Source organism: Modestobacter sp. SYSU DS0904, from assembly GCF_054051115.1.
Map to the genome: position 1 here is coordinate 176,398 of NZ_JBJHAQ010000005.1, position 26,664 is coordinate 203,061.

Consider the following 26,664-nt stretch of genomic DNA (forward strand, 5'->3'; position numbering starts at 1 on the left):
CCTACCCGATCCGCCTACCCGATCCGCCTACCCGATCCGCGTGGTGCCGCCCAGCGGTGCCACCACCGGCCGCTTGGCGGTCCGGCCGTCGCCGGAGGAGCGCCCGGTCAGCCGGCGGCCGATCCAGGGCAGCACGAACCCACGCACCCAGGCCAGCTCCTGCGCCGCGACCTCGCGGACCGGTGCGGGCGGCGCCGGCTCCAGCGGGGTGCGCCAGTCGACGTCGTCGTCGGCCGCCGGCGCCCCGAGGGCCGCGGCGGCGGCCAGCGCGGTGCGCCGGTGCCCCTCGGCGGTCAGGTGGATCCGGTCACCGGGGTCCCACATCCGTGCGTCCTGCAGCCAGGTCGCGCCCCACTGATCCAGCACGACGGCGCCGTGCCGGGCGGCGATCGACCACAGGTGCGCGTTGAAGACGGCGACCCGGCCGCGGGTGCGCCGGAGGATCGGGGTCTTCCGGGGGTCGACGCCGGTGGCCAGCAGCACGTCGGCGCCGGCGTCCCGGAACGCGATCACGGCGGTCTCCAGGTCGGCGGCCAGCCGGTCGGGGTCGGCGCCGGGGCGCAGCAGGTCGTTGCCGCCGGCGACCAGGCTCACCAGGTCCGGCGCGGCCGCGAGCGCCACCGGCACCTGCTCGTCGAGCACCTGCGCCAGCAGCCGGCCGCGGATCGCGAGGTTGGCGTACTCGATCTCCCCGCCGGGGGCGGCCGCGGCCAGGTGCCCGGCGAGGCGGTCGGCCCAGCCGAGGAAGGTGTCGGGTGCGGCCTGGTCCGGGTCGCTGAGCCCCTCGGTGAAGGAGTCCCCCAGCGCGATGTAGCGCTGCCACGTCCGTCGGTCACTTCCCGGTTGCACGTGACCACTGCACCACATCCCCGCACGCCGCCCACCCGGCCCCCGGGGATCCCTTCGCCGGACGATCGTGGTCCGCCCACCCGGGGTGGGCAGACCACGACCTCCCACGGACCAGGTGCCTGCGGCCGGCCACACGCCCGCAACACGCGGCGGCCAGGATGCTCGCATGCGCACCGACGTGGCCTGCCGGCTGACCGTCTCCTCCCCCGCCCCGGCGACCGCCCTGCTGCAGGTGGCGCTGGCCGCGCCGGCCGGTGAGCAGCTCACCGTGCTCTGCGACGGACGGCCGGTGGCGGCCGAGGAGATCGCCGTCCCCGGGGCGCGGGTGCACCGGCTGCAGCTGCCGGCCGGGGAGACGACGATCGCCTACACCGGGCACGTGACCGGGGACGGCCGGCCGCGGGTGGTGACCCCCGCGGAGTGGGCGGAGTTCGTCCGGCCCAGCCGCTACTGCCCGTCGGACCAGCTGGAGGGCTACGCCGGCACCGAGTTCGACCGGTCGCTGCCGCGCGCGGAGCTGGTCGCCGCGGTCGCCGCGTGGGTGCACGACCGGCTCGTCTACACCGCCGGGTCCAGCCGCCCGGTGGACACCGCCGTCGACACGCTGCTGCTCGGGCAGGGGGTGTGCCGCGACTACGCGCACCTCACCGTCACGCTGCTGCGTGCCCTGGAGGTGCCGGCCCGCCTGGTCGCCGTCTACGCCCCGGGCCTGTCGCCGATGGACTTCCACGCGGTGGTCGAGGCCGACGTCGACGGCGTGTGGCGGACCGTCGACGCGACCCGGCTGGCGCCGACGTCGGCGCTGGTGCGCATCTGCTCGGGCCGCGACGCCGCGGACACCGCCTTCCTGTCGCTGTTCGGCGGCCGGGCCACGCTGGGCGCGATGACGGTCACCGCCACCGTCGACGGCGACCTGCCCGCACCCAGCGAGGAGCCCTGGGCTCTGGCGTGATGGGCGCTCGCGTGGTGAAGGACCCCCTCGCCCCCACCACTCGCAAGCTCGCGGCGGGCCCCCGCGAGGGAGCCACGTCAGCTGGGTTCGGAGACCCCGCCCGGCTGACGGCGGCGCAGCTCGTCGGGCACCAGCTCGACCAGCTCCTCGGGCAGCAGCGGCAGGTCCAGCAGCGAGAGCCTGACCCGGCTGCGGTCGGCGCCGGCCCAGTCGTCCAGGCGCACCAGCAGCCCGGCCTCGGCGCGGGTGGACACCTGCAGCTCGTCGCCCGGTCCCAGCCGGCCGCGGACCAGCCCGTCGACCTCCAGCGCGGGCCGGCCGGCGGTGGCCGGCAGGGTCAGCTCGAGCAGCTCGTGCGGGCCCAGGACGACGGTGCGGTCGATGCCGTTCAGCGGCGCCGACGGCGTGACCAGCACCCCCTCCGCACCCGGGGACATCACCGGGCCGCCGGCGGCGTAGCTGTAGGCGGTGGAGCCCATCGGGGTGGCGATGATCAGCGCGTCGCTGCGGTAGTGCCCGTACCGGCGGCCGGCCACCGACAGCGTCGCGTCGACCATCCCCTCCCCCGGCACCCGGGCGAGCACGACGTCGTTGAAGGCGACGGTCTCCCAGCCCGGCCCGCGCACCACCAGGCAGCTGCGGGTCTCGATGGTCGACCGCCCCTCGGCCATCGCGGTGAGCGCGGCGTCGAGCTCGCGGCCCTCCACCTCGGTGAGGAAGCCCAGCCGCCCGAAGTTCACCCCCAGCACCGGCACCGGCCGGGCGACGACCAGCCGCATGGCGCCGAGCAGGGTGCCGTCCCCGCCGAGGGCGATGATCCCGTCGCAGGTGTCGGCGAGCTCGGCGACCGGCACCGGGGTGACCCCGGTCAGCCCGAGCCGGCTGACGTCCTCGGCCCCGCCGACCAGCTCGACGTCGTGGGTGGTGGTCCAGGCGGCCACCTGCGCGGCGGCACCGGAGCAGTCGCGGTGGGGGTGCAGGACCAGCCCGATGCGGCTGCCGTCGTGCACGCCTCAGCCCCGGAGGGTCTCGAGCAGGCGCAGCCAGATCTCGCTGATCGTGGGGTACGACGGGACGGCGTGCCACAGCCGGCTGATCGGCACCTCCCCGACCACCGCGATCGTCGCCGAGTGCAGCAGCTCCGCCACGCCCTCGCCGACGAAGGTCATCCCCAGCAGCACCTCGCGCTCGGTGTCCACCACCGCGATCGCCGTCCCGGAGTAGCCGTCGGCGAAGAGGGCCGCGCCGGCCACGCCGCCGATCGAGTACTCGACGACCCGGTGCGGCAGCCCGGCGTCGGCGGCCTGGGCGGCCGTCAGCCCGACCGCGGCGACCTGCGGGGAGGTGAAGACCACGCTGGGCGTGGCGCGGTGGTCGGCGGTGGCCACGAACGGCGACCAGTCGGCCAGCCCGACCTGCTCGCCGCGCGCCCGGGCGACGATCGCGTTGCCGGCCTGCCGGGCCTGGTACTTGCCCATGTGGGTCAGCTGGGCCCGCCCGTTGACGTCGCCCACGCCGTAGAGCCAGGGCAGGCCGGGGACCTGGAGGGAGTCGTCGACGTCCAGGTACTCCCCCGGTGCCAGCCCCACGGTGTCCACGCCCACGTCGTCGGTGTTCGCGGTGCGGCCGGCGGCGACCAGCACCTCGTCGCCGCGGAACTCCCCGGTCGAGCAGCTGAGCACCACCTCGTCGCCGTCGCGGCGGGCGGTGCGCACCTCGGTGTCCAGCCGGACGTCGACGCCCAGCTCGCGCATCGCGTCCGCGACCGCCTCGCCGGCCGCCGGCTCCAGGTGCGGCAGCACCCGGGGGCCGCGCTGGAGCAGCGTGACCTGCGAGCCCAGCTGCTGCCACGCGGTGGCCATCTCGCAGCCCACGTAGCCGCCACCGAGCACCAGCAGCCGGCGCGGCGCCTCCTTCGCGCTGGTGCCCTCGCGCGGGGTCCAGGGCCGGACGTCGGCCAGCCCGTCGACCGGTGGGACGGCGGCGCGCGACCCGGTGCAGACGGCGACCGCGTGCCGGGCGGTGAGCACCAGCTCGGCCCCGTCGTCGGTGGTCACCACCACCCGCTTCTCCCCCGCCAGCCGGGCGTGCCCGCGGACCAGCGCGATGCCCGCCCCGTCGACCCACTCGGCCTGGGAGCCGTCGTCCCAGTGGCTGGTGAAGTCGTCGCGCCGGGCGAGCGTGGCCGCGACGTCCTGCTCGCCGGTGACCGCGGCCGCGGCGCCGCGCACCGCGCGCGCCTGGCCGAGCGCCTCGCTGCCGCGCAGCAGGGCCTTGCTGGGCATGCACGCCCAGTAGGAGCACTCGCCACCGACCAGCTCGGACTCGACCAGCACCGCGGTCAGGCCGCCGCGGACGGCGATGTCGGCGACGTTCTCCCCGGTCGACCCGGCACCGAGGACGACGACGTCGTAGGACTGCTCTGCATCGGTCACCCGGCCATCCTCACCGTTGTGGTCGACTGGCCGCCATGCCGGTCGATGCGCAGCAGTTCGCCGCCGCCCTCCGCCAGTACGCCGCCGGGGTGGTCCTGCTGACGGTGCGCGACGACATCGACGACGTCGGGACGACGGTCACCTCGCTGATGAGCGTCTCCGCCGACCCGCCGCTGGTGGCGATCGGCCTGGCCGCCGACGGCTACCCGGCCGAGGTGCTGCAGTCGGTCGGCTCCGCCGCGGTGAACGTGCTGGCGGCGCCGCAGGCGATCCTGGCCAGCCGGTTCGCCTCGGCCGGGCGGCCCAGCGCGCGGCACCTGCTGGAGTCGGTGCCCTGGCACCGGGCGCCGGTCAGCGACGCGATCGTGCTCGACGGCGCCCTGACGGCGCTGGACTGCCGGGTGCACTCGGTGGTCGAGGCCGGCAGTCACGTCGTCGTCCTGCTCGCGGTGGAGGGGGTGCCGGTGCTCGCCGACGGCGACCCGCTGGTGCGGCTGCGCGGCCGCTGGACCGACGGCGCCGGGCGGCTCGCCGGCCGCGGCTGAGCCCGGCTGTCACATGCGGGGCATCGGCGGTGCTCCAGGGGTGTGGACGTCGTCGGGCACGGTCAGGTGGCACCGGTCTCCGCGGTGCGCACCGCGCGGAGGACCACCACTCGCGGGAGCACCGCGGTGAGCAGCGCCCGCGGGACGGTGCACCCCGATCTCGAGCAGGTCTTCCGCGCCGACTACCCGCGGGTGGTCGCGGTGGCCGCCCGCGTCCTGGGTTCGCGCGACCAGGCCGAGGACGTCGCCCAGGAGGTGTTCCTGGCGTTCAGCCGGTCCGCGGTGCCCGCCGCGGAGGCGTCGGGGTGGCTGTCGGTCGCCGCGGCGCACACCGCGCTGAACCTGATCCGGTCCGGCCGCCGCCGGACGGCCCGGGAGGCGACCGTCGCCGACCGGGACGTGGCGGCCCCGGACGTCGCCGACACCGTGGTCGCCCGCGACGACCACCGCCGGGTGCGCGCGGCCCTCGCCCGGCTGCCCCGCACCCAGGCGCTCGCCCTCGTGCTGCGGCACAGCGGCCTCAGCTACGCCGAGGTCGCCGCGGCCCTCGACCTCTCCCCCGGCAGCGTCGGCACCACCGTCCGGCGCGCCGAGTCCGCCCTGCGCAAGGAGTTGACCCCTCATGCGGATCCGACCTGAGACCCACCCGGCCGACGGCACGCTGCGCCGGCTGCTCGACGAGCCCGCCGGCGTCCCCGACGCCGACCGCGCCCACGTCGCCGGCTGCCCGGCCTGCCTGCAGCGGCTCACCGCCGTCGAGGCCGACGCCACGGCCGCCGCGTCGGCCATGGCGACCGCCGGCACCGCCCCGGACGTCGACCACGCCTGGCTGCGACTGCAGGCCGCGACCCGGCCGGCGCCGGACCCCGCCACCACCGCCCGCGGCGCCGCGCCGGCCCGCAGCTGGCGGAACCGGTTGCGCAGCCCCGTGGTCGCCGCGTTCGGCGTCGTCCTGGTCGTCGGCGGTGCGGGCGCCGCGGCCGCCGGCGACTGGGTGCAGGTGTTCCGCACCGAGGAGATCGCCCCGGTCGCGGTCACCGAGGCCGACCTGGTCGCGCTGCCCGACCTGTCGGCCTACGGCACCCTGCAGGCGGTCGCCGAGCCGGGGATGCACGAGGTCGCCGACGCCGCGGCCGCCGAGGAGGCCACCGGCCTGACGGTGCCGCGGGTCGACGAGCTGCCGCGCGGCGTCGTCGGCGAGCCGACCTACACCGTCGGTGACCAGCTGGTCGCCGAGTTCACCTTCTCCACCGACCAGGCCGCGCAGGCGGCGGCCGCGGCCGGCGAGGAGCTGCCGCCGGTGCCCGCGGGGCTGGACGGCAGCACGTTCCGGCTGACCGCCGGCCCGGGGATCGCGGCGGTCTGGTCGGAGGCCCGGGGGCTGCCCGCCCTCGCGGTCGGCCGGGTCACCGCCCCGACGGCGGAGTCCAGCGGCGTCCCCTTCGACGTGGCCCGCGACTACCTGCTGTCGCTGCCCGGGCTGCCGGACTCCCTCTCCGACCAGCTGCGCACCTTCACCGGCGACGGCACGACGCTGCCGCTGCCGGTGCCGGCCGAGCTGGCGACGACCTCCACCACCGAGGTCGACGGCGAGCGGGCGACCCTGCTGGCCTCCCGTGACGGCCTGCTGCACGGCGTGGTCTGGGTCGCCGACGGCGTGGTCACCGGGGTGGCCGGGACGATCAGCGAGGACGAGGTGCTCGACGTCGCCCGGGGCCTGCGCTGAGCACGCCCGGGGGCGGCCTGGCCGCGCCGGACGACCTGGCCGCCGCCGAGCGGCTGGTGGCCGGCCTGCCGCCGTCGGCGGCGGTCTGGTGCTCCGGACTGCGCAAGCGGTACGCCAAGCGCACCGCGGTCGACGGGGTCTCCTTCACCGTCGGCCGCGGTGAGGTGCTCGGTCTGCTGGGGCCCAACGGCGCCGGCAAGACCAGCGTGATCAAGATGCTGCTCGGCCTGGTCCGGCCCGATGCGGGCGAGGTCACGCTGCTCGGCCGCCCGGGCCGCGACCCGCAGGCCCGGGCCGCCGTGGGCTACCTGCCCGAACTCTTCCGGTACCAGCCCTGGCTGACCCCGACCGAGGTGCTCGCGCTGCACGTGCGGCTGGCCGGGGTCCGGGTGCCGGACGCCGAGCGCCGCGAGTGCCTGGCTCTGGTCGGCCTGGCCGACCGGGCCGGCGACCGGGTGGGCGGGTTCTCCAAGGGCATGCAGCAGCGGCTGGGCCTGGCCGTGGCGCTGGTGGCCCGCCCGGAGCTGGTGGTCCTCGACGAGCCCACCAGCGCGCTGGACCCGGTCGGCCGGGTCGACGTCCGGGACCTGGTCCTGGACCTGAGGTCCCGCGGGGTGGCGGTGCTGCTCAACTCGCACCTCATCGGTGAGGTCGAGCGGGTCTGCGACCGGGTGGTGGTGCTCAACCACGGCCGGGTCGCCGCCGCCGGCACCCTGGCCGAGCTGCTCGGTCAGCGGGAGCTGCGGCTGCACCTGGACGGCCTCACCCCCGCCGCCGAGGCCCGGCTGGCCGCGCTCGGCCGGGTCGCCCGGGAGGGCGAGTGGCTGACCGTCACCCTGCCGGCCGACGACGACGGGACCGCGGTGCCGGACCTGATCGCCGACCTGGTGGCCCTGCGGGCCCGGGTGCACGCGGTCGAGCCGGTGCGGATCAGCCTGGAGGAACGGCTGCTGGGCATCCTGCGCGAGGAGGACCGACCGTGATCGTGCTGACCCTGGCCGGGCTGACGCTGCGCGAGGCGTCCCGGCGCAAGGTGCTGCGGGCGGTCGTCCTGCTCACCGTCGCGCTGCTGGTGCTCAGTGGCTGGGGCTTCTCCCGGCTGGACGCCGAGCTGGGCACGCTCACCAGCGGCGAGGCCCGGCTGATCTCCTCCCAGCTGCTCAACCTGGTGATGTTCGGCTTCAGCCTGATCGCCGCGCTCGGCACGTCCTTCCTCGCCGGACCGTCGCTGGCCGGGGAGGTCGAGTCCGGTACCGCGCTGGCGGTGCTGGCCCGCCCGGTGCGCCGCTGGCAGGTGCTGCTGGGCAAGTGGCTGGGCCTGGTCGCCTTCGGCGCCGGGTTCGTGGTGCTCGCCGGGCTGGCGCAGTTCGTCGTCGTCCAGCTGACCGTCGGCTACTGGCCGCCGCAGCCGGTCGTCGGGCTGCTGCTGCTCGCCCTGCAGACCACCGTGCTGCTCACCCTGGTGCTGCTGCTGGCCACCGCGATCTCCCCGATGGCCTCGGGCATCGTCGCGGTGGGCCTGTTCGGCTCCACCTGGGTGGCCGGCGTGGTCGGCGGGGTGGGCGAGGCGATCGGCAACGACGGCGTCGCCCGGGTCGGCAGCGTCTCGCGGATGCTGCTGCCCACCGACGGGCTGTGGCGGGGCGCGATGTACGCCTTCCAGGACCCGACGGCGCTGCGCGTGTTCGGCGAGGTGGGCTTCCCGTTCCTCGGCCAGGCCCCGCTGACCGCCACCTACCTGGGCTGGGTGGCCGTGTGGGTGCTGCTGGTGGGCGGGCTGGCCGTGCTGTCCTTCCGCCGCCGCGACGTCTGACCCCCCGTCTCGCCCGAGTGGCCACTTCGGCGCGACCGCTCTCTCGCCAAAGTGGCCACTTTGGCGAGATGAGCGCCGAAGTGGCCACTTCGGCGCGGTCGGGTGGCCGGGGCGGACGCGGGCACGCGCCCGTCACACCGCGGGGTTAGCGTCGTCGCTGATGAGCACCGCCCTGCCCACGCCGTCCGAGTCCGCCGTCCGCCGTGCGCTGACCCGGGCCGAGCGCGGCGTCACCCTGGACGCCACCGAGGCCGAGACCCTGCTGCACGCCCGCGGGCTCGGCGAGGGCGAGCCGCTGGACCGGCTGCTCACCGCCGCCGGGCGGGTGCGCGACGCCGGGCTGGCCTCGGCCGGGCGCCCGGGGGTGGTCACCTACAGCCGCAAGGTGTTCATCCCGCTCACCCACCTGTGCCGCGACCGCTGCCACTACTGCACGTTCGTCACCACCCCGGGGCAGCTGCGCGCCGAGGGGAAGGCGCCGTTCCTCTCCCCCGACGAGGTGCTCGACATCGCCCGGGCCGGGGCGGCGCTGGGCTGCAAGGAGGCGCTGTTCACCCTCGGCGACCGCCCGGAGGAGCGCTGGCCGGTGGCCGCCGAGTGGCTGGAGGCGCACGGCTTCGACTCCACGCTGGGCTACCTGCGCGCGATGGCGATCCGGGTGCTGGAGGAGACCGGCCTGCTCCCCCACCTCAACCCCGGCGTGCTGAGCTGGGAGGAGATCCAGCGGCTCAAGCCGGTCGCCGCGTCGATGGGGATGATGCTGGAGACGACCGCCACCCGGCTCTGGTCGGAGCGGGGCGGCCCGCACTTCGGCAGCCCCGACAAGGAGCCCGCCGTCCGGCTCCGCGTGCTCGAGGACGCCGGCCGCTCCGCGGTCCCGTTCACCACCGGGGTGCTGCTGGGCATCGGCGAGGACCACGCCGAGCGGGTCGACGCGATGCTGCAGATCCGCGCCTCCGCACGCCGCCACCAGCACGTGCAGGAGGTGATCGTGCAGAACTTCCGGGCCAAGCCGCGCACCGCGATGGCCGCGCACGACGACCTCGGCCTGCAGGAGTACGTCGCCGCCGTCGCCGTGACCCGGCTGCTGCTCGGGCCCGCCGCCCGCGTGCAGGCGCCGCCGAACCTGAGCGACTCGACCGAGCTCGGGCTGCTGCTGCGCGCCGGCGTCGACGACTGGGGCGGGGTCTCCCCGCTGACGCCCGACCACGTCAACCCCGAGCGGCCCTGGCCGAACATCGACAAGCTCGCCGAGCTGACCGCCGACGCCGGGTTCACCCTGCGCGAGCGGCTGGCCGCGCAGCCGGGCTACGTGCTGCAGCCCGAGCCCTGGCTGGACCCGCGGGTGCGCCCGCACGTCGCCGCGCTCGCCGGCCCCGACGGGCTGGCCGTCGAGGGGCGCGTCCCGGCGGGTCTGCCGTGGCAGGAGCCGGACGAGGCCTGGGCGGCGTCGGGCCGGGTCGACCTGCACGTCGAGGTCGACACCGTCGGGCGCACCGGTGACCGGCGCAGCGACTTCGACGCCGTCTACGGCGACTGGGCCGAGCTGCGCGAGGCGACCGTCGCCGCCCGCGACGGCTCCTCCACCGCACTGACCGCCGGCGACCCGGAGGTTCGTGCCGCACTGCGGCACGCCGAGGCCGACCCGGCCGGGCTCTCCGATGCCGAGTACCTGGCGCTGCTGGGGGCCGACGGGGAGGACCTGGAAGCCCTCGCGGCGCTGGCCGACGGCTACCGCCGGCAGGTCAACGGCGACGACGTCACCTACGTGGTGAACCGGAACATCAACTTCACCAACGTCTGCTACACCGGCTGCCGGTTCTGCGCGTTCGCCCAGCGGCGCACCGACGCCGACGCGTTCACCCTGTCGATGCGGCAGGTCGGTGACCGGGTCGACGAGGCCTGGGCCGGCGGGGCGACCGAGATCTGCATGCAGGGCGGCATCCACCCCGACCTGCCCGGCACCGCCTACTTCGACCTGGCGCGTGAGGTGAAGTCCCGCCGTCCCGACATCCACCTGCACGCCTTCTCCCCGATGGAGGTGGTCAACGGCGCGGCGCGCACCGGGCTGTCGTTCCGCGACTTCCTCACCGCGGCGCGCGAGGCGGGCGTGGACAGCCTGCCGGGCACGGCGGCGGAGATCCTGGACGACGACGTCCGCTGGGTGCTGACCAAGGGCAAGCTGCCCGCGGCGACCTGGCTGGAGATCGTCCGCACCGCGCACCAGGTGGGCCTGCCGACGACGTCGACGATGATGTACGGCCACGTCGACACCCCGGCGCACTGGGTCGCGCACCTGCGCACGCTCGCCGCGCTGCAGGACGAGACCGGCGGCTTCCGGGAGTTCGTGCTGCTCCCGTTCGTGCACCACAACGCGCCGATCTACCTGGCCGGGGTGGCCCGCCCGGGCCCGACGAACCGGGAGAACCGGGCGGTGCACGCCGTCGCCCGGCTGCTGCTGCACGGGCGGATCGACAACATCCAGACCTCGTGGGTGAAGCTCGGCGACACCGGCACCCAGACGATGCTCGACGGCGGCGCCAACGACCTGGGCGGCACGCTGATGGAGGAGACGATCAGCCGGATGGCCGGCTCGGGCAACGGGTCGCTGAAGACCATCGCGGAGCTGGAGGCGATGGCCGCCGCGATCGGCCGGCCCGCCCGGCAGCGCACCACCGAGTACGGCACGCCCTCGGCCGAGCGGATCGCGACCGCCCGGTCCGCGGAGGGCCGCCAGGCGCTCACCCTCAAGCTCGTCTGAGCGGGAGGGCGAGCGCCTGACCTCCCCAGCCCGGGGAGCCCGTCAGAGGCGCAGGGCCATCCCGATCGAGGAGGGAGCGGTCTCGGTGAATCCGTGCCGGGCGTAGAGCCGGCGGCCGGGTGCATCGGCGAGCAGGTTGACGAAGGACCCCGCCGGCGCGACTGCGCGGATCCGGTCGAGCAGTCGGGTGAGCACGGCGTCGCCCAGCCCGCGCCGCTGGTGGTCGGGCAGCACCCCCATGTCGACGACGTGGAAGTACCAGCCACCGTCGCCGATCACCCGGCCCATCGCCACCGTCGTCCCCGCGTGCACGACCGAGACCGCCGCCCAGCTGCCCGGCAGCGCCGCGACCGCCTGCTCCGCGTTCTTCGGTGAGAGCCCGGTCCGCTCGCGCAGGGCCAGGTAGTCCGGGACGGACGGCGGGTCGTCGCGCAGCTGGTAGCCCTCGGGGATCACCCGCCGATCATGCCCGCCGGCCCGAGGTCAGGCGGTCCAGCGGAACGGCGTCCGGCGGGTACCGAGGTCGAGGGCGTGCGCACCGAGCCCCCGCGGTCCGGCCGTCCTCCCGCACCGAGGACCGTCCGCCCGGACCACCCCTGCTGCAGGGGGACGGGGTCGGACCAGATGACCTGGTCCGACCCCGTCCCGTCAGCGGCGTCCCGGGTCAGGTACGGCTGCCGCCACCGATCATCGGGTCGTCCCCGGTGTCGCGGCCGGCCTCCGTGGCGCCTTCGCCCCCGGTGGTGCGGTTCTCCGCGTCGGACTCCTCGGTCACCACGTCGCCCCGCACCTCGCCCAGCGGCGGCTGGTCGACGACGGTGACCGGCTGCGAGGGGGTGGCCGGCGGCGGGCTGGCCGGCGGCGGGCTGGCCGGCGGCGCGGCGGGGACCTGCTCCGGCTGCTCGCTCTCCGAGCCGCTCTTCGACCCGGCCACGGCCGCGCCCGCAGCCGCGACCCCGGCCAGCGCTGCCGCCCCGGCGGCGACACCCTTCGCCGACACCCCGGCCTTCCCGCTGTCCCCGCGGGAGGAGGCGGCGTCCTCGACGCCGGGGGTGCCGACGTCGATACCGTGGCGGATCTCGCCGCGCCACGCACCGCTCGCGTAGCCCTCGTCCTCGATGAGCTCCTTGAACTTCTTCAGGTCCGACTTCGCCTGCCGGCCCACGATGCCGAGCTTGTCCCCGGCCTGCTCGACCAGGCCCTCGGGCTCGTACTCCAGGGTCAGGTGCACGATCGTCGACGCGAGCCCGGCAGGCTCGAACCGGACGGCGCCGGCGTTGGTCGCACCGCCGGTGGCGGCCCAGGCGATCTTCTCGTCCGGGATCTGCTCGACGATCGCGGCATCCCACTCCCGCTTCACCCCGGCGATCTCCGCCACCCAGTGCAGCCGCTGGTCACCGCGCTGCTGCACCTCCTTCACCCCGCTCATGAAGTGCGGGAAGTCCTCGAACTGGGTCCACTGGTCGTACGCGATCCGTACCGGGACATCGACCTGGATCGACTCCTCGACCTTGGTGCTCATCGTCGGTTCCTCCCTCGTCGCAGACACTGACTGCTTCGCGCCCTACCCCCGTCGCGCCCCTGCTGCACGTCCCGCTGACCCGAGTTCTCACCCCGCCGGCCGCCGCGACGGGTCTGCCGACGGACCACCCGGCGCCACGGCCGCGCGGATGCGCCCCTCGTTGCAGGCCGTCCGCAGGGCCGCGATCGACCCGCGCTGCGCCGATGGGGACGGGGTTAGCGTGGCGGGCGTGACCGAGCCGCAGCGTCCGCCGTCCGACCTCGACCAGCTCGCCCACCGGTTCGTCGACGCCTACGCCGCCGACCAGCCGACCCAGGCGACGTACATGGGCGTCGCCGGTCACGACGACCGCTGGCCCGACCTCACCCCCGACGGCCGGGCGGCCACCGCGGAGCTGCTGCGCCGCACGTTGGCCGAGGTCGAGCGCACCGAGCCCGTCGACCGCCGCGACGACGTCGCGCGCGGTGCGATGGTCGAGCGGGTCGGCGCCGAGCTCGCCCTGCACGAGGCCGGCTGGAGCCAGGCCGCGCTGAACACCATCGGCAGCCCGCTGCAGGACTTCCGGTCGACCTTCGACCTGATGCCCACCGACACCGAGGACGACTGGGCCACCATCGCCCGCCGGCTCACCGCCCTGCCCGACGCGCTGGCCGGCTACACCGCCGGGCTCACCGAGGCGGCGGGTTCGGGTCGGGTCTCCGCCGCCCGCCAGGTCCGGCTGGCCGCCGGCATCGCCCGTCGCTGGGCCGGGGCGGCCGGGCAGCCCAGCTTCTTCACCGAGTTCACCGGTCGGGCCCCGGCCGGCGGCGCGCTGCGTGCCGACCTGGAGCGGGCGGCCGGGGACGTCGACGCCGCGCTGGTGTCCTTCGCCGACACGATCGAGCGCGAGCTGCTCCCGCACGCCCCCGAGGCCGACGCCGTGGGCCGCGAGCGGTACGCGCTGGAGTCGCGGCTGTTCACCGGCATGGACCTCGACCTCGAGGAGACCTACGCCTGGGGCTGGGCGGAGCTCGCCCGGGTCGTCGCGGAGAAGGCCGCGGTCGCCGAGCAGATCGCGCCCGGGCAGGGCATCCCCGGCGCGATGGCCGCGCTCGACGCCGACCCGGCCCGCCAGGTGCGCGGTCACGACGCGCTGCAGGCGTGGCTGCAGGAGACCGCCGACCGGGCGATCGCCGCGCTCGACGGCGTGCACTTCGACATCCCCGACCCGGTGAAGCGGATCGAGGGACGGCTCACCCCCGCCTCCGGCGAGGGCGTCTACTACACCGGCCCCACCGAGGACTTCTCCCGACCGGGCCGGATGTGGTGGTCCCTGCCCGAGGGCGTCACCGGCATGACGACGTGGCGGGAGACGACGACGGTCTTCCACGAGGGCGTGCCCGGGCACCACCTGCAGATCGGGCAGAACGTCTACAACGCCGGCCTGCTCAACCGCTGGCAGCGGCTGATGGCCTGGTGCTCGGGGCACGGCGAGGGATGGGCGCTGTACGCCGAGCGGCTGATGGGCGAGCTCGGCTTCCTCGACGACCCGGGCGACCGGCTGGGCATGCTCGACGCCCAGGAGCTGCGGGCGGCCCGGGTGGTGCTCGACATCGGCGTCCACCTGGACCTGCCGATCCCGCCCGGCCGGGCGGCCGGCGACCGCTGGACCTACGACGTCGCGCTGGCCTTCCTGCGCACGCACGTGGCCTTCCCGGACGCGATGCGGGTCGACGAGCTGCACCGGTACCTGGGCTGGCCCGGGCAGGCGCCGTCCTACAAGGTCGGCGAGCGAGTGTGGCTGACCTGCCGAGAGCAGGCCGAGGCGCGCAGCGGGGCCGACTTCGACCTCAAGGCCTGGCACCGGGCCGCACTGGACCTGGGCCCGCTCGGCCTGGGCCCGCTGGCCGCGGAGCTCGCCCGGATGTGACCACCGCCGGGTCGGCCCGGCCGGTGCCTCCCGACGCAGCCGCCACGCGGCACCAGCCGCGTCCCCACCTGCCCACGGCGCGCACACCGCAGCGCCCCGGTGCAGGTGATGATCACGACTGCCGAGGAAGGGCGACGGACGGCGCGCCTCGGCGGGTCTGGACGAACGCCCCCGGGACCGTCCAGATCGGCCCCCGTTCCCGGCTTCCTGATCTGGACGAAGCTCTGCACCCCCGTGGGCAAGACCTGCCGTGGACCCCGGCGTGTCGGTCGGTCCGGCGGACACGACTGCGGCGCTCGTGGCCGGTGTGACGAGTGGGGCCGGGCGTCACACGGACGACATTTGACCGGTTGTGAAGGACAGCCGTGTAATTCACTCCGTTGTCACAGGTCGTGACAAACCGGCGACCGCGAGTACGCGCAGCCGGAGCGAGACGCAGGGGGACGATCGTGATGGCTGAGGTTTCGTGGATGAGCGAGTACCGGAGTGCAGCGGCGGCGGCAGCGCCCGTCGACTGGGCCGGGCAGGACGTCCTGGGCCTGGCCACCGTGCACGACGGCGGCTTCCCCGGGTTCGACGCCGAGGAGCAGGGCTGGCAGGAGAACGCCCTCTGCGCCGAGACCGACCCCGAGGCCTTCTTCCCGGAGAAGGGCGGCTCCACCCGCGAGGCCAAGAAGATCTGCACCGGCTGCGACGTCCGCGCCGAGTGCCTGGAGTACGCGCTCTCCAACGACGAGCGCTTCGGCATCTGGGGCGGCCTGTCCGAGCGTGAGCGCCGCCGGCTGCGTCGCCGCGCCAGCTGAAGGAAGGACCCTCCTGCCCCCCACTCGCACGCTCGTGGCGGGCCCCTGCAGGAGGGCCGATGACCGTCGATGGTGAGACCGGCAGCCTGCGGGTAGCAGGGGATCGTGCGAGCGATCACCTACACCCAGCCCGGCGGTCCCGACGTGCTCCAGCTCGTCGACCGCACCACCCCTGAGCCCGGACCCGGCGAGGTGCTGGTCCGCCTGGCGTTCTCCGGGGTGAACCCCACCGACTGGAAGTCCCGCAGCAGCGCACAGCCCGGCCCCGAGGGGCAGGTCCCGAACCAGGACGGCGCCGGCACGATCGAGGCCGTCGGCCAGGGCGTCGACCCGGTGCTGGTGGGCGAGCGCGTCTGGATCTGGGAAGCCGCCTGGCAGCGGCCGCACGGCACGGCGGCGGAGTACACCGTCGTCCCCGCGCGCCAGACCGTCCTGCTGGGCGCCGACCCCGCCTTCGAGCTCGGCGCGAGCCTGGGCATCCCGTTCCTGACCGCCCACCGCTGCCTCACCGTGGCCGAGTCGCTGCCCGACCGGCTGGCCCCCGGGTCGCTGAACGGCCGCACCGTGCTGGTGCAGGGTGGCGCGGGCGCCGTGGGCAACGCGGCGATCCAGCTGGCCCGCTGGGCCGAGGCCACCGTGATCGCCACGGTCAGCTCCCCGCGGAAGGCCCAGCTGGCGGCCGCCGCGGGCGCCAGCCACGTCATCGACTACAAGCAGCAGGACGTCGTCGCCGAGGTGCGCAAGATCGTGCCGCAGGGTGTCGACGCGATCGTCGAGGTCTCCGCCGCGCAGAACGCCGCCACCGACGCGCAGGTGATCGGCATGCACGGCTCGGTCGCCATGTACGCCGACGACGGCGGCGCCGAGGTGACGATCCCGGTCCGCGCTCAGATGGGGCCCAACGCCCGCTGGCAGTTCGTGCTCGTCTACACCGAGCCCACCCGCGCGAAGGACGCCGCGGTGGAGGACGTCAACGCCGCGGTGCTCGACGGGGCGGTCCGGGTCGGGGACGACGCCGGTCTCCCACTGCACGTCTACCCGCTCGCCGAGACGGCGGCCGCGCACCAGGCGGTGCAGGACGGCGCCGTCGGCAAGGTGCTCGTCGACGTCACCGCCTAGGCGGAGGACCCCAGCCGGCGGGGGCGCGGGCGCTGCTGGGCGAGCCGGGCGTCGAGCAGCGCGCGGGCACTGGTGGCGAGGACGAGGTGCTCGTGGGAGGTCGGATCGTCGACGGGGCGCCCCAGGAGCGCTTCGATCCGGGCCAGCCGCTGGTAGAGCGACTGCCGCTGCACGTGCAGCGCCTCGGCGGTCCGGGTCTTGCTGCCGCCGTGCCGCAGGTGGACGGCCAGGGTCTCCACCAGGCCGCTGCCGTGTGCGGCGTCCCAGGTGAGCAGCGGCGCCAGCGCGTCGTCCACCAGCAGGGTCAGCGACCGGTCGTCCAGCCGGCCGAGCAGCCGGAACAGGGCCAGGTCGCGCGTCACCGCGGTGCCCCGGCCCAGCAGCGTGGCCACCGGCAGGGCGTCGTGCGCCTCGCGCAGCGACCGGCCCGCGTCGGCGACCGGCACCACCGGGCCGACGGTGGTGACCGCCCCGGCGGAGGGCAGGGCGTTCGCGAGCCACCCCGCCGGGTCGGGGCGGTCCGGGGCCACCGGGACCGCGACGAGCCCGACGGCCTCACCGCGGACCCGGTCGGCGAGCAGTTCCAGGTCGTGGGTCAGCGCCACGTGCGCCCAGGTGGCCAGCACCTGCCGGGGATCGGGCGCGGACGCGGCGATGCCGAGCACCCGCGCGTCCGGCGAGGGGTGGAAGCGAGCCAGCCCGGCACGGACCAGCAGTTCGCGCACCCCGGGGACCGCGTCGGCGAGCAGGTCGGCGAGCAGCGGCGCCGCCAGGTCCCCCGGTGAGCCGGTGCCCGACTGCCCGACCGCCACCGCCGCCACGCTCGCCAGCCGGGCGGCCAGCACGCGCAGCCCGGGCAGGTCCGTGCCGGGCCCGGGCCCCAGGAGCACCGACCCCCAGTCGACGTCCCAGATGCGGACCGGCGAGCTCGCCGCGGGCCGGCGGAGCAGCCGTTCGGTGGCCCGCTGGTCCCGCACCCCCGCGGCCGCGACCACCTGGCCCGACCGGGTGACCAGCGCGGCCGGGCCACCGGTCGCGGCGGCCGCGCAGCCGACCACCGCCGGGGTCCCGCCACCGGCGGCGAGCTCCGCGTGCACCTGGTGCACCACCTGGTCGGCCATCCGCAGCCGCGGCGCGTCGGCGTGCAGGATCGCCCCGTTGGCCTCCTCGGAGATGCGGATGAAGGGGACGACCTGGCGCAGCAGGTACAGCGGCAGCCCCTGCCGAGTGGCCTCGTCGAGGATCTCGCCCGGGAGGTCGGGCAACGACCGGCCCAGCTCCATGGCCACCGCCGTCACCCGTTGTGCGGCCAGCTCGCGCACCCAGTGCCGCCGGGCGCCGGCGTCCACCCCGGCCAGGCCGAGGCCGGTGGTGAGCAGCAGGTCCCCGGCCGAGAGCAGCGGGCCGATCTCGTAGATCTCGCTGGAGTGCACCCAGCGGACGGCCGCGCCCAGCTGGGCGGGCGGGACGGCGACCTCCGGCCTGGCCTGCCGGACCGACGGCAGGAGCAGGAACTCGGCCAGGGTCAGGGCCACGCGCGCCTCCTCGGCTGACAGATCGTCAAGGACCTGGGCGATGATCCCTGACGGGCTGCTGATTGCCCATCCGTCCGGGCTCGGCGACGCTCGTGCCGAGCCCGCCGCCGTGCGGTGCCGGCACCACGAGGAGGACCACGCAGATGACCCCCAGGCAGCACGAGCAGGACCAGGACCGCGCCTGGCTGGCGGTGGCACTCGCGGAGGCCCGGGCCGGGCTGGCCAGCGGCGGAGTGCCGATCGGGGCGGCGCTGATCGGCCCGGACGGCGAGGTGTGGGGCCGCGGCCACAACCGACGGGTGCAGGACGGCGACCCGTCCGTGCACGCGGAGACGGCGGCGTTCCGGGCGGCCGGCCGCCGGCCCTCCTACCGCGGCGCCACGATGGTGACCACGCTGTCCCCTTGCTGGTACTGCAGCGGGCTGGTGCGCCAGTTCGGCATCACCCGACTCGTCGTCGGTGAGGCGCGCACCTTCTCCGGTGGGCACGACTGGCTCGCCGAGCACGGCGTGGAGGTCGTCGTCCTCGACGACCCCGAGTGCGTCGACCTGATGACCGCCTTCATCGCCGCCGAGCCCGCGTTGTGGAACGAGGACATCGGCGAGGACGGCGTGCCGGCCGCCGGGGCGGAGACGGCCCGATGAGCGCCAGCACCAGCCGCCGGGCGGAGACCCCGGCCGGCGCCGTCGACCCGGACTACCCGATCGACCCGGTGCCCGCGTCCGCGCGCCGGTCGTTGTTCTCGCTGTCCATCGTGCTGCTCGGGTTCACCTTCTTCACCCCGACGATGCTGGCCGGCGCGCAGATCGGGGCGGCCTTCCCGGCCACCAGCCTGATCTGGGTGCTGCTGCTGGGCAGCGCCGTCCTGGGGATCTACGTCGGTGCGATCGGCGGCATCGGCGCCCGCACCGGGCTGACCACGGTGATGATGTGCCGCTACACGCTCGGCACGCGGGGGGCCAAGCTCGCCTCGCTGCTGCTCGGCGGCACCCAGGTCGGCTGGTACGGCGTCACCGTCGCCACGCTCGCCCAGCTCACCGCGAGCGCCCTGGGCTGGGAGGGCCGCGGGCCGGAGGTCGCGCTGATGCTGGTCGGCGGCGCGGTGATGGGCGCGACGGCGTACTTCGGCTACAAGGGGATGTACGCCCTGTCGCTGGTCTCGGTCCCGCTGCTGCTGGCGCTCGCCGGGTGGGTCACCTGGCGGTCGCTGGAGGAGGTGGGTGGCTGGAGCGGGCTGACGGCGATCGTGCCCAGCGAGTCGATGACCGTGGCGGTCGCGGTGACGATCATCGTCGGCACCTTCGCCTCCGGGGGCACCCAGGCCCCGAACTGGACCCGCTTCGCCCGCACTCCGACGGCGGGCTTCTGGGCCTGCCTGGTGGCCTTCCTCATCGGCGAACTGCTGATGCTCGGCTTCGGGGCGATCGGCGCCGTGGCGTTCGGCGAGGGCGACTTCGTGCTGGTGCTCTACCAGCTCGGGCTGGTCGGGTGGGGGCTGGTCTTCCTGGTGGCGAACCTCTGGACGACCAACGACAACACGGCCTACAACTTCGGCGTCGCCGGCGCCGAGATCGCCGACTCGCGGTCGAAGAAGCCGTTCGTGGTGGGCGGCGTCGTGCTGGGCACGCTGCTGGCCGTCACCGGCATCTACGACAACCTGATCGACTACCTGGTCTGGCTGGGCATCCTCATCCCCCCGCTCGGCGGCGTGGTGATCGGCGACTTCCTGGCCCGGTGGCGGAGCGGGATGTCCGGCGGGACCGCGCTGCTGCCGAGCATCGAGTGGCGCAACATCGGCGTCTACGTGGTGGCCTCGCTCGCCGCGTGGGCGAGCAACGAGGCCGGCTGGGGCGTCCCCCCGGTGATCGGCGTCGTGGTGGCGGTGGCCGGGGTGCTCCTCGTGCAGCACGGCCGGAGCCCGGCCGCCGTCGGCTGAGCCGGGAAAGACGACAGCGGGGGTGGGGACCACGGTCCCCACCCCCGCTGCGTCCAGCGGCCGGCCCGGTGCCGAGCCGGCCGCCGCGGGTCAGCGGGCCACGGTGAAGGCCACGCTCACCGGGTCGGCCGTGCGGCCACCCAGCGACTGCTGGGCGACCAGCTCGTGGGTGCCCGGCTGCAGCGTCCCCATCGCCGCCCGCCAGGTGCCGTCCTTGCCGACGACGACCGTGCGGGTGATGCCGGCCTTCACCGTGACGGTGGCGCCGGGGGTGCCGGTGGCGGTGGCGGTGACCGCCGGGTGCAGCGTCGACTCGGCCGCCGGCGAGGTGACCGTGAGGCCCTCGATGTCGGCCCGGGCGGTCAGCCACTGGTCCTGGCCGATCGGGTGGTCGACCACGCGGGTCTCACCGATGCAGCCGTTCCAGCCGTTGGTGGCCTTGTCGTCGACCCAGTCCGACCCGAAGATCCACGGCATCGCGCCGTCCAGCCCGTGGCCCACGGTGTCCGAGGCGTTGCGCAGCACCGGGGCGCCGTCGACGTACATGGTGGTGGTGGCCGTCGCCGGGTCGTTCACCAGCGCGACGTGCGCCCACGTGTCGACCATGATCTCGCCCGTGCACGCGGTCCGGTCACCCTTGGCGGTGTCGATCGGCACCTCGGTCCACTGGAACTCCTTGAGGTTCGACAGGCCCAGGGCCACCGGGGACGCCGTCCAGTCCCAGCGGGTGCGCGGCACGCCGATCTGCGAGCGGTTGCCCGAGCGCACGATCGCCTTCATCCAGGCGTTGTCCGACTGGTTCCAGCTGGGGTCGATCTTGAGGAAGGTCTCGATCGTGTAGCCGTCCTCCAGCGCCTCGAGGTTCACCGGTGCGTCCGCGCGGGTGCTCAGGTAGCTGAACCGGTTGGTCTGCTTGTCGGCGTTGGTGAAGCAGACCGCCGCGCCGTCCGAGGAGTACGGGTGCGCGTCCTGCGAGAAGTTGACGTCCCGCAGCTGGGCGGTCGGCGAGCCGGACTGGCTGATCGGCACCCGCATCAGGTTGTTGCGGTTGTTGCCCTCGACGTCGCGGATGACGCCGCCCTGGGCGACCACCCCGCGCAGCCCGTTCATCCGCCAGTGCGCCAGCGTGCCCTCCACCCGCGGGTAGTCCGCGGGCGAGCCCGGCAGCTCGGTGGTGACCGGGTCGGGGCTGACGAAGCCGTCGAGCAGGATGTCGCGCGCCGCCTGGGTGAGCGAGGGCTCGTCGGCGGAGCCGGCGGTGAACCCGGGGTTGAACCCGGCGAACCGCTCGGCGAAGTCGATGTCCAGGGTGTACTGCTCGTTGGGGCCCTCGAGGAACGCCTGGTCGTAGGAGGTCAGCTTCTCCGTGGGCTTCGCGACCACCCACGGCGAGCCGGTCTGCGCCGAGATGGTGTCGTTGGTGAGGTCGAACTCGAACAGGCCGAGGTAGCCGTTCCCGCCCTCGTAGGCCATCTGGTAGTCCATCAGGACCTGGGTCACCGAGTGCCCGAAGTCGTTCTGCTTGACCAGCCGGGTCGCCCCGTGGAAGTGGCCGTTGAGCGTCATGAAGATCTGGTCGTTGCCCTTGATGAGCTTCTCCCAGAGCCGCAGCCCGTAGCCGGTCTCCTGCGGGGAGACCCCGTCGTTCTGGATGCCGATGATGTCGTGCGAGGTGAGGATGACCGGCACCGTGGGGTGCTGGGCCATCACCTCGTCCGCCCAGCGGAGGGTTGCGTCCGAGGCGCGCCAGGACAGCGCCAGCACCATGAACTGCTGCCCCTCGGCCTCGAAGACGTGGTACTGGTTCATCCCCGTCGGGTCGCTGCCGCCGTAGGTCGACTGCTCGGCCGCCCGGTCGGGGCCGAACCAGCGCAGGAAGGGCTCGGCGGCCAGGTCGTACTGGTCGTCGAACCAGTTGTCCGAGCTGTTCCGGACGTCGTGGTTGCCGGCCAGGACCGAGTACGGCAGGTCGGCGTCCTCCAGGGTCTGCATGGCGGCGTCGGCGGTCCGCCACTCGCCCTCCTGGTTGACCTGGTCCACGACGTCGCCGAGGTGGGCGACGAACGGGATCCGCAGCTCGTCGGCGTGCTCGGCCAGCCACTCGGTCTGGACGGCGTAGGGGTTGTTCCCGTCGCCGTAGCGGTCGGGCCGCTCGAACTCGGACTCCGCGTACCGGGAGTAGAACTGCGTGTCCGGCAGGACGGCGAGGGTGAACCGGGAGGCCGGCTCGGTGTCCGCCGCCTGTGCCGGGGTGGCGGTGGCGAGACCACCGGCGGTGGCGAGGGCGGCCACCGTGGTGACCACGCCGGCGCCGGCCACGGCCCGCAGGCGGGACCTCCGGATGGGACGGTCCCCGCGGAGCGCGGGCCGTGATCTGAGCAGGTGCATGGGGTGCTGACCTCCGGCTGTCCTGGGAGCGGTGGGGGGGTCCCACCGCGCAGGAACGCTGTCGATCAGCTGTGGCCGGCGGGTGTCGGCGCTGTGTACGCCGCACCAGGCGGACGTGGAGCTGTAGTCACTACACGCTGTGGTTCCGTTACCGGACGGCCGGCCCGCTGCCGTCGATCATCGGCAGATGGTCACCGGACACGCCGGGTCTCGGCGTGTCACCCGGCCACGTGCCGATGATCAACCGCCGAGGGACATCGTCAGCCCACGCCGAGGGAGCGGGCGATGAGCATCCGCTGCACCTCGCTGGTGCCCTCGCCGATCTCCAGGATCTTCGCGTCCCGGTAGAACCGGCCGACCGGGAACTCGGTCATGAAGCCGTACCCGCCGTGCACCTGGGCGGCGTAGCGGGCGTTCTCCACCGCCATCTCCGAGCTGTACAGCTTGGCGACCGACGCCTCGCGCTTGAACGGCTCGCCGCGCAGCATCTTCTCCGCCGCCCGGTAGTAGGCCAGCCGCGCGGTCGAGGCCCGCACCTCCATGTCGGCGATCATGAACTGCACCGCCTGGTTGCGGCCGATCGGCTGCCCGAACGCCTCGCGCTCCGCGGCGTACTTCACCGACTCGTCGACGCAGCCCTGCGCCAGCCCCACCGCCAGCGCGGAGATCGCGATCCGGCCCTCGTCCAGGATGGACAGGAACTGGGCGTACCCCCGCCCCCGCTCCCCCACCAGGTTCTCCGCCGGCACCCGGCAGTCGTCGAAGGAGAGCTCGCGGGTGTCCGAGGCGTTCCAGCCGACCTTGGCGTACCGCTGCCCGACGGTGAAGCCGGGGGTGCCCGACGGCACGATGATCGCGGAGATCTCCTTGCCGCCGTCGGCCTTCCTGCCGGTGACCGCGGTGACGGTCACCAGGTCGGTGAGGTCCGTCCCGGAGTTGGTGATGAACGCCTTCGAGCCGTTGATCACCCACTCGCCGTCCTCGAGCCGGGCGGTGGTCCGGGTGGCGCCGGCGTCGGAACCACCGCCGGGCTCGGTGAGGCCGAAGGCGCCCAGCGCCTCACCGGCACACAGCCGGGGCAGCCACCGCTGCTTCTGCTCCTCGGTGCCGAACCGGAAGATCGGCATCGCCCCCAGCGAGACCCCGGCCTCCAGGGTGATCGCCACCGAGGAGTCGACCCGGGCGAGCTCCTCCAGCGCGACGCACAGGGTGAAGTAGTTCCCGCCGGAGCCGCCGTACTCCTCGGGGAAGGGCAGGCCGAAGAGCCCCAGCTCGCCCATCTGCCGGACGATCGCGGTGGGGAACTCGTCGCGTTCGTAGAAGCCGCCGATCTGCGGGGCGATCACCTCCACGGCGAACTCCCGCACCAGCTTCCGCAGTGCCTCGGTCTCCTCGTCGAGCCGGTAGTCGAGCATCTACTCCCCCTCGGTCGCGTCGGCCGATGGGGTCACCACGGCCACCCGCTCGTCGAGCCGGACCGACTGGCCGGCCGTCACCGGGAGCTCGGTGACCACCCCCGCGAGCGGGGCGGTCAGCACGTGCTCCATCTTCATCGCCTCGACGACCAGCAGCGGGGTCCCCGCGGCCACCTCGTCGCCGAGGGAAGCCCTCAGCACGGTCACCGTGCCGGGCATCGGGGCGGTCACCGCCCCGTCGACGGCGGTCGCCGCCACGGCTCCGGTGAGCCGCTCGTGCTCGCGCAGCGCAACCACCTGCCCGTCGGCGGCGAGCCAGACCGTGCCGTCGGCGTGCAGCACCGTCCACCGGGTGGTCACCCCGCCGAGCGTGACGTGCAGCTGGTCGCCGTCCCGGACGGCGCTGGCCGGCTGCGGCTCGCCGTCGCCGATGCGCACCTGCCCCGACGACGCGAGGCCGCGCACCCGCACCTCGACCGGCTCCCCGCCCGGCGCCTGCAACCGGCGCAGCGTCCACGCGGGCTCCCCCAGCCGCCACCCGCCGGGGACCTCCCACGGGTCGACGACCGGGCCGGCCGGCTCGGCCTCGAGCAGCAGGGCGAGCGCCGCGGCGGCGTGGGCCTGCGGCGCAGGTGGGTCGGCCGCGGTGAGCCGGTCACCCCGGCGCTCGATCAGCCCGGTGTCCAGCCGGCCGGCGACGACGTCGGGATCGCCCAGCAGGTCGCGCAGGAAGGTGGCGTTGGTGGGCACCCCGAGGACGGCGGTCTGCCCGAGCGCACCGACCAGCCGGGCGCGGGCGGTCTCCCGGTCCGGCGCCCAGGAGATCACCTTGGCCAGCATCGGGTCGTAGTCGGTGCCGACGACGGTGCCCACCGCCAGCGCGCTGTCGACGCGGATGCCGCGGCCGGCCGGCTCCACCAGCCCGACCACCGTGCCGGTCTGCGGCAGGAACCCGCGGGCCGGGTCCTCGGCGTAGAGCCGCACCTCGATGGCGTGGCCGTCGAGCACGACGTCGTCCTGGTCGACGGGCAGCCGCTCACCGGCGGCGACCCGCAGCTGCAGCTCGACCAGGTCGAGGCCGGTGACGCACTCGGTCACCGGGTGCTCGACCTGCAGCCGGGTGTTCATCTCCAGGAAGAAGAACTCGCCCGGCCGCTCGGCGTCGACGATGAACTCGACCGTGCCGGCGCCGGTGTAGCCCACCGCGCGGGCGGCGTCGACGGCGGCGCTGCCCATCGCGGCCCGGCCGGCGGCGTCCAGCAGCGGCGACGGCGCCTCCTCGACGACCTTCTGGTGCCGGCGCTGCAGGCTGCACTCGCGTTCACCGAGGTGGACGACGTTGCCGTGCGCGTCGCCGAACACCTGCACCTCGATGTGCCGGGACCGCGCCAGGTACCGCTCGACCAGCAGGGTGTCGTCACCGAAGGAGCCGCGCGCCTCCCGCCGGGCGCCGGCGATCTGCTCGGCGAGCTCATCGGGACCGTGCACCACGCGCATGCCCTTGCCGCCGCCGCCCGCGCTGGGCTTGAGCAGCACCGGGAAGCCGACCTCCACCGCGGCGGCGGCGACCGCGTCGTCGTCCATGCCCGGCTCGGTGCGGCCGGGCACGACCGGGACGCCGGCGGCGGCCACGGTCTGCTTGGCCCGGATCTTGTCGCCCATCGCCTCGATCGCGGCGACCGGCGGGCCGATGAAGACCAGTCCGGCGGCTGCGCAGGCGCGGGCGAAGTCGGCGTTCTCCGAGAGGAAGCCGTAGCCGGGGTGCACCGCCTCGGCGCCGGTGCGGCGGGCGGCGTCGAGCACCCGGTCGATGGAGAGGTAGCTGTCCGCGGCGGGCGCCGGGCCGATCGGGACGGCGACGTCGGCCAGCCGGGTGTGCAGGGCGCCGGTGTCGGCCGCGCTGTGCACGGCGACCGATCGGATGCCGAGTGCCCGCAGCGTGCGGATGACCCGGACGGCGATCTCCCCGCGGTTGGCCACCAGGACGGTTCCGAACACCGCTCAGCACCCCCCGCCGGCGGCGAGGGAGCGGTCAGGCTGCCTTGCGGTCGCTCTTGGCGAGCACGGCGTCGGCCTTGCCGACCTTGACCAGGCGCCGCTTCTTGACCGTGTAGCCGGGCGGCAGCGTGCCCTCGGCGAGCGCGCGCAACGGGCACCGGCCGCACCGGGGCTTGTCGACGCAGCACTTCTTCTTGGGCATCTTCGCCGGCTTCCCCACGCGGTGAGGTTAGCCAAGCCTTCCTGGCCCGTCCACGGGTGCGGCGTGTCGCCGACTACGGTGCGGAGGACGTCATTTCGCGACACCCGGGAGACCCGATGGCCGCCGAGCCCTTCATCGACCTGCTCAACGCCCAGATCGGCCACGAGTTCGCCGCCCACCAGCAGTACGTGGCCTGTGCGATCTACTTCGACGAGCTGACCATGCCGCAGACCGCGCAGCTGTTCTTCGACCAGGCCGCCGAGGAGCGCAACCACGCGATGATGATGGTGCGCTACCTGCTCGACGCCGATGCCCGCGTGGAGATGCCCGGCATCGCCGCGCCGATCACCGACTTCCCCGACGTCGTCGCCCCGGTCGCCCTGGCGCTGGACCAGGAGAAGCGGGTCACCGAGCAGATCAACCAGCTCACCGCCGTCGCCCGGCAGCACAACGACTTCGCCTCCGACCAGTTCATGCAGTGGTTCATCAAGGAGCAGGTCGAGGAGGTCAGCAAGATGAGCGACCTGCTCGCCATCGTCAAGCGCTCCACGCACGACCTGGAGACGATCGAGGACTACGTGCTGCGCGAGGTCAAGCCGGAGTCGACCGACCCGACCGCGCCCGCGATCGCCGGCGACGCCGGCTGACGTCACCCCCGGGGGGGGGGGGGGGGGGGGGGGGGGGGGGGGGGGGGGGGGGGGGGGGGGGGGGGGGGGGGGGGGGGGGGGGGGGGGGGGGGGGGGGGGGGGGGGGGGG

At 74.9% G+C, this 26,664-nt stretch carries 23 protein-coding genes; 13 read left to right on the top strand and 10 right to left on the bottom strand.

Features of this window, described 5'->3' with window-relative positions; all coding sequences use genetic code 11:
• Window positions 1–27: 27 nt before the first annotated feature.
• Window positions 28–849, bottom strand: a complete 822-nt coding sequence (locus tag ACI79U_RS05450; RefSeq protein WP_457071666.1) for an SGNH/GDSL hydrolase family protein — start codon at window positions 847–849, stop codon at window positions 28–30.
• A 166-nt stretch (window positions 850–1,015) separates the two neighbouring features.
• Between ACI79U_RS05450 and ACI79U_RS05455 the strand changes: the two genes are divergently transcribed.
• A complete protein-coding gene (locus ACI79U_RS05455; protein ID WP_457071664.1) occupies window positions 1,016–1,801 on the top strand; it encodes a transglutaminase-like domain-containing protein in 786 nt (261 codons plus the stop codon).
• A gap of 77 nt (window positions 1,802–1,878) precedes the next feature.
• Here the strand turns inward: ACI79U_RS05455 and ACI79U_RS05460 are convergent, their stop codons facing one another.
• Together ACI79U_RS05460 and ACI79U_RS05465 are read right to left on the bottom strand one after the other, a co-directional pair.
• Complete coding sequence (locus ACI79U_RS05460; protein ID WP_457071662.1) at window positions 1,879–2,811, bottom strand: NAD(+)/NADH kinase; 933 nt, start codon at window positions 2,809–2,811, stop codon at window positions 1,879–1,881.
• A gap of 3 nt (window positions 2,812–2,814) precedes the next feature.
• The gene (locus ACI79U_RS05465) at window positions 2,815–4,236 is read right to left on the bottom strand and encodes a dihydrolipoyl dehydrogenase family protein (protein WP_457071660.1); all 1,422 of its coding nucleotides are present in this window, start codon (window positions 4,234–4,236) and stop codon (window positions 2,815–2,817) included.
• A 35-nt stretch (window positions 4,237–4,271) separates the two neighbouring features.
• On the opposite strand from ACI79U_RS05465, the gene ACI79U_RS05470 reads away from it, so the two are divergent.
• The 6 genes from ACI79U_RS05470 to ACI79U_RS05495 all read left to right on the top strand — a co-directional run bounded on the left by ACI79U_RS05470 (window position 4,272) and on the right by ACI79U_RS05495 (window position 11,081).
• Window positions 4,272–4,781 carry a flavin reductase family protein gene (locus ACI79U_RS05470; RefSeq protein ID WP_457071658.1) on the top strand — a complete coding sequence of 170 codons (510 nt, stop codon included), beginning with the start codon at window positions 4,272–4,274 and terminating at the stop codon, window positions 4,779–4,781.
• A 126-nt stretch (window positions 4,782–4,907) separates the two neighbouring features.
• Entirely contained in the window at window positions 4,908–5,420 is a 513-nt protein-coding gene (locus ACI79U_RS05475; protein WP_457071656.1) for a sigma-70 family RNA polymerase sigma factor, read from the top strand.
• Window positions 5,404–6,507, top strand: coding sequence for a hypothetical protein (locus ACI79U_RS05480; RefSeq protein ID WP_457071654.1), 1,104 nt, complete (start codon window positions 5,404–5,406; stop codon window positions 6,505–6,507). The genes ACI79U_RS05475 and ACI79U_RS05480 overlap by 17 nt, the downstream gene beginning before the upstream one ends.
• 56 nt (window positions 6,508–6,563) lie before the next feature.
• Window positions 6,564–7,490, top strand: a complete 927-nt coding sequence (locus ACI79U_RS05485) for an ABC transporter ATP-binding protein (protein ID WP_457071652.1) — start codon at window positions 6,564–6,566, stop codon at window positions 7,488–7,490.
• Window positions 7,487–8,320: an ABC transporter permease gene (locus ACI79U_RS05490; protein ID WP_457071650.1), complete on the top strand. Its 834-nt coding sequence runs from the start codon at window positions 7,487–7,489 to the stop codon at window positions 8,318–8,320. The genes ACI79U_RS05485 and ACI79U_RS05490 overlap by 4 nt, the downstream gene beginning before the upstream one ends.
• 160 nt (window positions 8,321–8,480) lie before the next feature.
• Window positions 8,481–11,081 carry a bifunctional FO biosynthesis protein CofGH gene (locus ACI79U_RS05495; protein ID WP_457071648.1) on the top strand — a complete coding sequence of 867 codons (2,601 nt, stop codon included), beginning with the start codon at window positions 8,481–8,483 and terminating at the stop codon, window positions 11,079–11,081.
• A 42-nt stretch (window positions 11,082–11,123) separates the two neighbouring features.
• On the opposite strand, the gene ACI79U_RS05500 is transcribed toward ACI79U_RS05495, so the two are convergent.
• Together ACI79U_RS05500 and ACI79U_RS05505 are read right to left on the bottom strand one after the other, a co-directional pair.
• Complete coding sequence (locus ACI79U_RS05500; RefSeq protein WP_457071646.1) at window positions 11,124–11,537, bottom strand: GNAT family N-acetyltransferase; 414 nt, start codon at window positions 11,535–11,537, stop codon at window positions 11,124–11,126.
• A 208-nt stretch (window positions 11,538–11,745) separates the two neighbouring features.
• Entirely contained in the window at window positions 11,746–12,603 is an 858-nt protein-coding gene (locus ACI79U_RS05505) for an SRPBCC family protein (protein ID WP_457071644.1), read from the bottom strand.
• A 229-nt stretch (window positions 12,604–12,832) separates the two neighbouring features.
• Here ACI79U_RS05505 and ACI79U_RS05510 point away from each other — a divergent pair, with 229 nt between their 5' ends.
• The 3 genes from ACI79U_RS05510 to ACI79U_RS05520 all read left to right on the top strand — a co-directional run bounded on the left by ACI79U_RS05510 (window position 12,833) and on the right by ACI79U_RS05520 (window position 16,434).
• Complete coding sequence (locus ACI79U_RS05510; RefSeq protein ID WP_457071642.1) at window positions 12,833–14,512, top strand: DUF885 domain-containing protein; 1,680 nt, start codon at window positions 12,833–12,835, stop codon at window positions 14,510–14,512.
• 470 nt (window positions 14,513–14,982) lie between these two features.
• Window positions 14,983–15,315, top strand: coding sequence for a WhiB family transcriptional regulator (locus tag ACI79U_RS05515; protein WP_457071639.1), 333 nt, complete (start codon window positions 14,983–14,985; stop codon window positions 15,313–15,315).
• A 105-nt stretch (window positions 15,316–15,420) separates the two neighbouring features.
• Window positions 15,421–16,434, top strand: a complete 1,014-nt coding sequence (locus ACI79U_RS05520; RefSeq protein WP_457071636.1) for an NADPH:quinone reductase — start codon at window positions 15,421–15,423, stop codon at window positions 16,432–16,434.
• On the opposite strand, the gene ACI79U_RS05525 is transcribed toward ACI79U_RS05520, so the two are convergent.
• The gene (locus ACI79U_RS05525; protein WP_457071634.1) at window positions 16,431–17,969 is read right to left on the bottom strand and encodes a PucR family transcriptional regulator ligand-binding domain-containing protein; all 1,539 of its coding nucleotides are present in this window, start codon (window positions 17,967–17,969) and stop codon (window positions 16,431–16,433) included. The two genes, ACI79U_RS05520 and ACI79U_RS05525, sit on opposite strands and share 4 nt — an antisense overlap.
• Window positions 17,970–18,112: 143 nt before the next feature.
• Here ACI79U_RS05525 and ACI79U_RS05530 point away from each other — a divergent pair, with 143 nt between their 5' ends.
• On the top strand, window positions 18,113–18,613 hold the full coding sequence (locus ACI79U_RS05530; RefSeq protein ID WP_457071632.1) for a nucleoside deaminase: 501 nt from the start codon (window positions 18,113–18,115) through the stop codon (window positions 18,611–18,613).
• A complete protein-coding gene (gene codB / locus ACI79U_RS05535) occupies window positions 18,610–19,905 on the top strand; it encodes a cytosine permease (RefSeq protein WP_457071630.1) in 1,296 nt (431 codons plus the stop codon). The genes ACI79U_RS05530 and codB overlap by 4 nt, the downstream gene beginning before the upstream one ends.
• Before the next feature lie 90 nt (window positions 19,906–19,995).
• Here the strand turns inward: codB and ACI79U_RS05540 are convergent, their stop codons facing one another.
• The 4 genes from ACI79U_RS05540 to ACI79U_RS05555 all read right to left on the bottom strand — a co-directional run bounded on the left by ACI79U_RS05540 (window position 19,996) and on the right by ACI79U_RS05555 (window position 25,926).
• Complete coding sequence (locus ACI79U_RS05540; RefSeq protein WP_457071628.1) at window positions 19,996–22,224, bottom strand: LamG-like jellyroll fold domain-containing protein; 2,229 nt, start codon at window positions 22,222–22,224, stop codon at window positions 19,996–19,998.
• Window positions 22,225–22,553: 329 nt separating this feature from the next.
• Window positions 22,554–23,708 (bottom strand): acyl-CoA dehydrogenase family protein, encoded by a 1,155-nt coding sequence (locus ACI79U_RS05545; protein ID WP_457071626.1) that lies wholly within the window; start codon window positions 23,706–23,708, stop codon window positions 22,554–22,556.
• On the bottom strand, window positions 23,709–25,706 hold the full coding sequence (locus ACI79U_RS05550; protein ID WP_457071624.1) for an ATP-binding protein: 1,998 nt from the start codon (window positions 25,704–25,706) through the stop codon (window positions 23,709–23,711).
• Between the two features lie 34 nt (window positions 25,707–25,740).
• Window positions 25,741–25,926, bottom strand: coding sequence for a hypothetical protein (locus ACI79U_RS05555; RefSeq protein WP_457071622.1), 186 nt, complete (start codon window positions 25,924–25,926; stop codon window positions 25,741–25,743).
• Window positions 25,927–26,024: 98 nt separating this feature from the next.
• On the opposite strand from ACI79U_RS05555, the gene ACI79U_RS05560 reads away from it, so the two are divergent.
• On the top strand, window positions 26,025–26,555 hold the full coding sequence (locus ACI79U_RS05560) for a ferritin (protein ID WP_457071620.1): 531 nt from the start codon (window positions 26,025–26,027) through the stop codon (window positions 26,553–26,555).
• The last annotated feature ends 109 nt before the right edge of the window (window positions 26,556–26,664 follow it).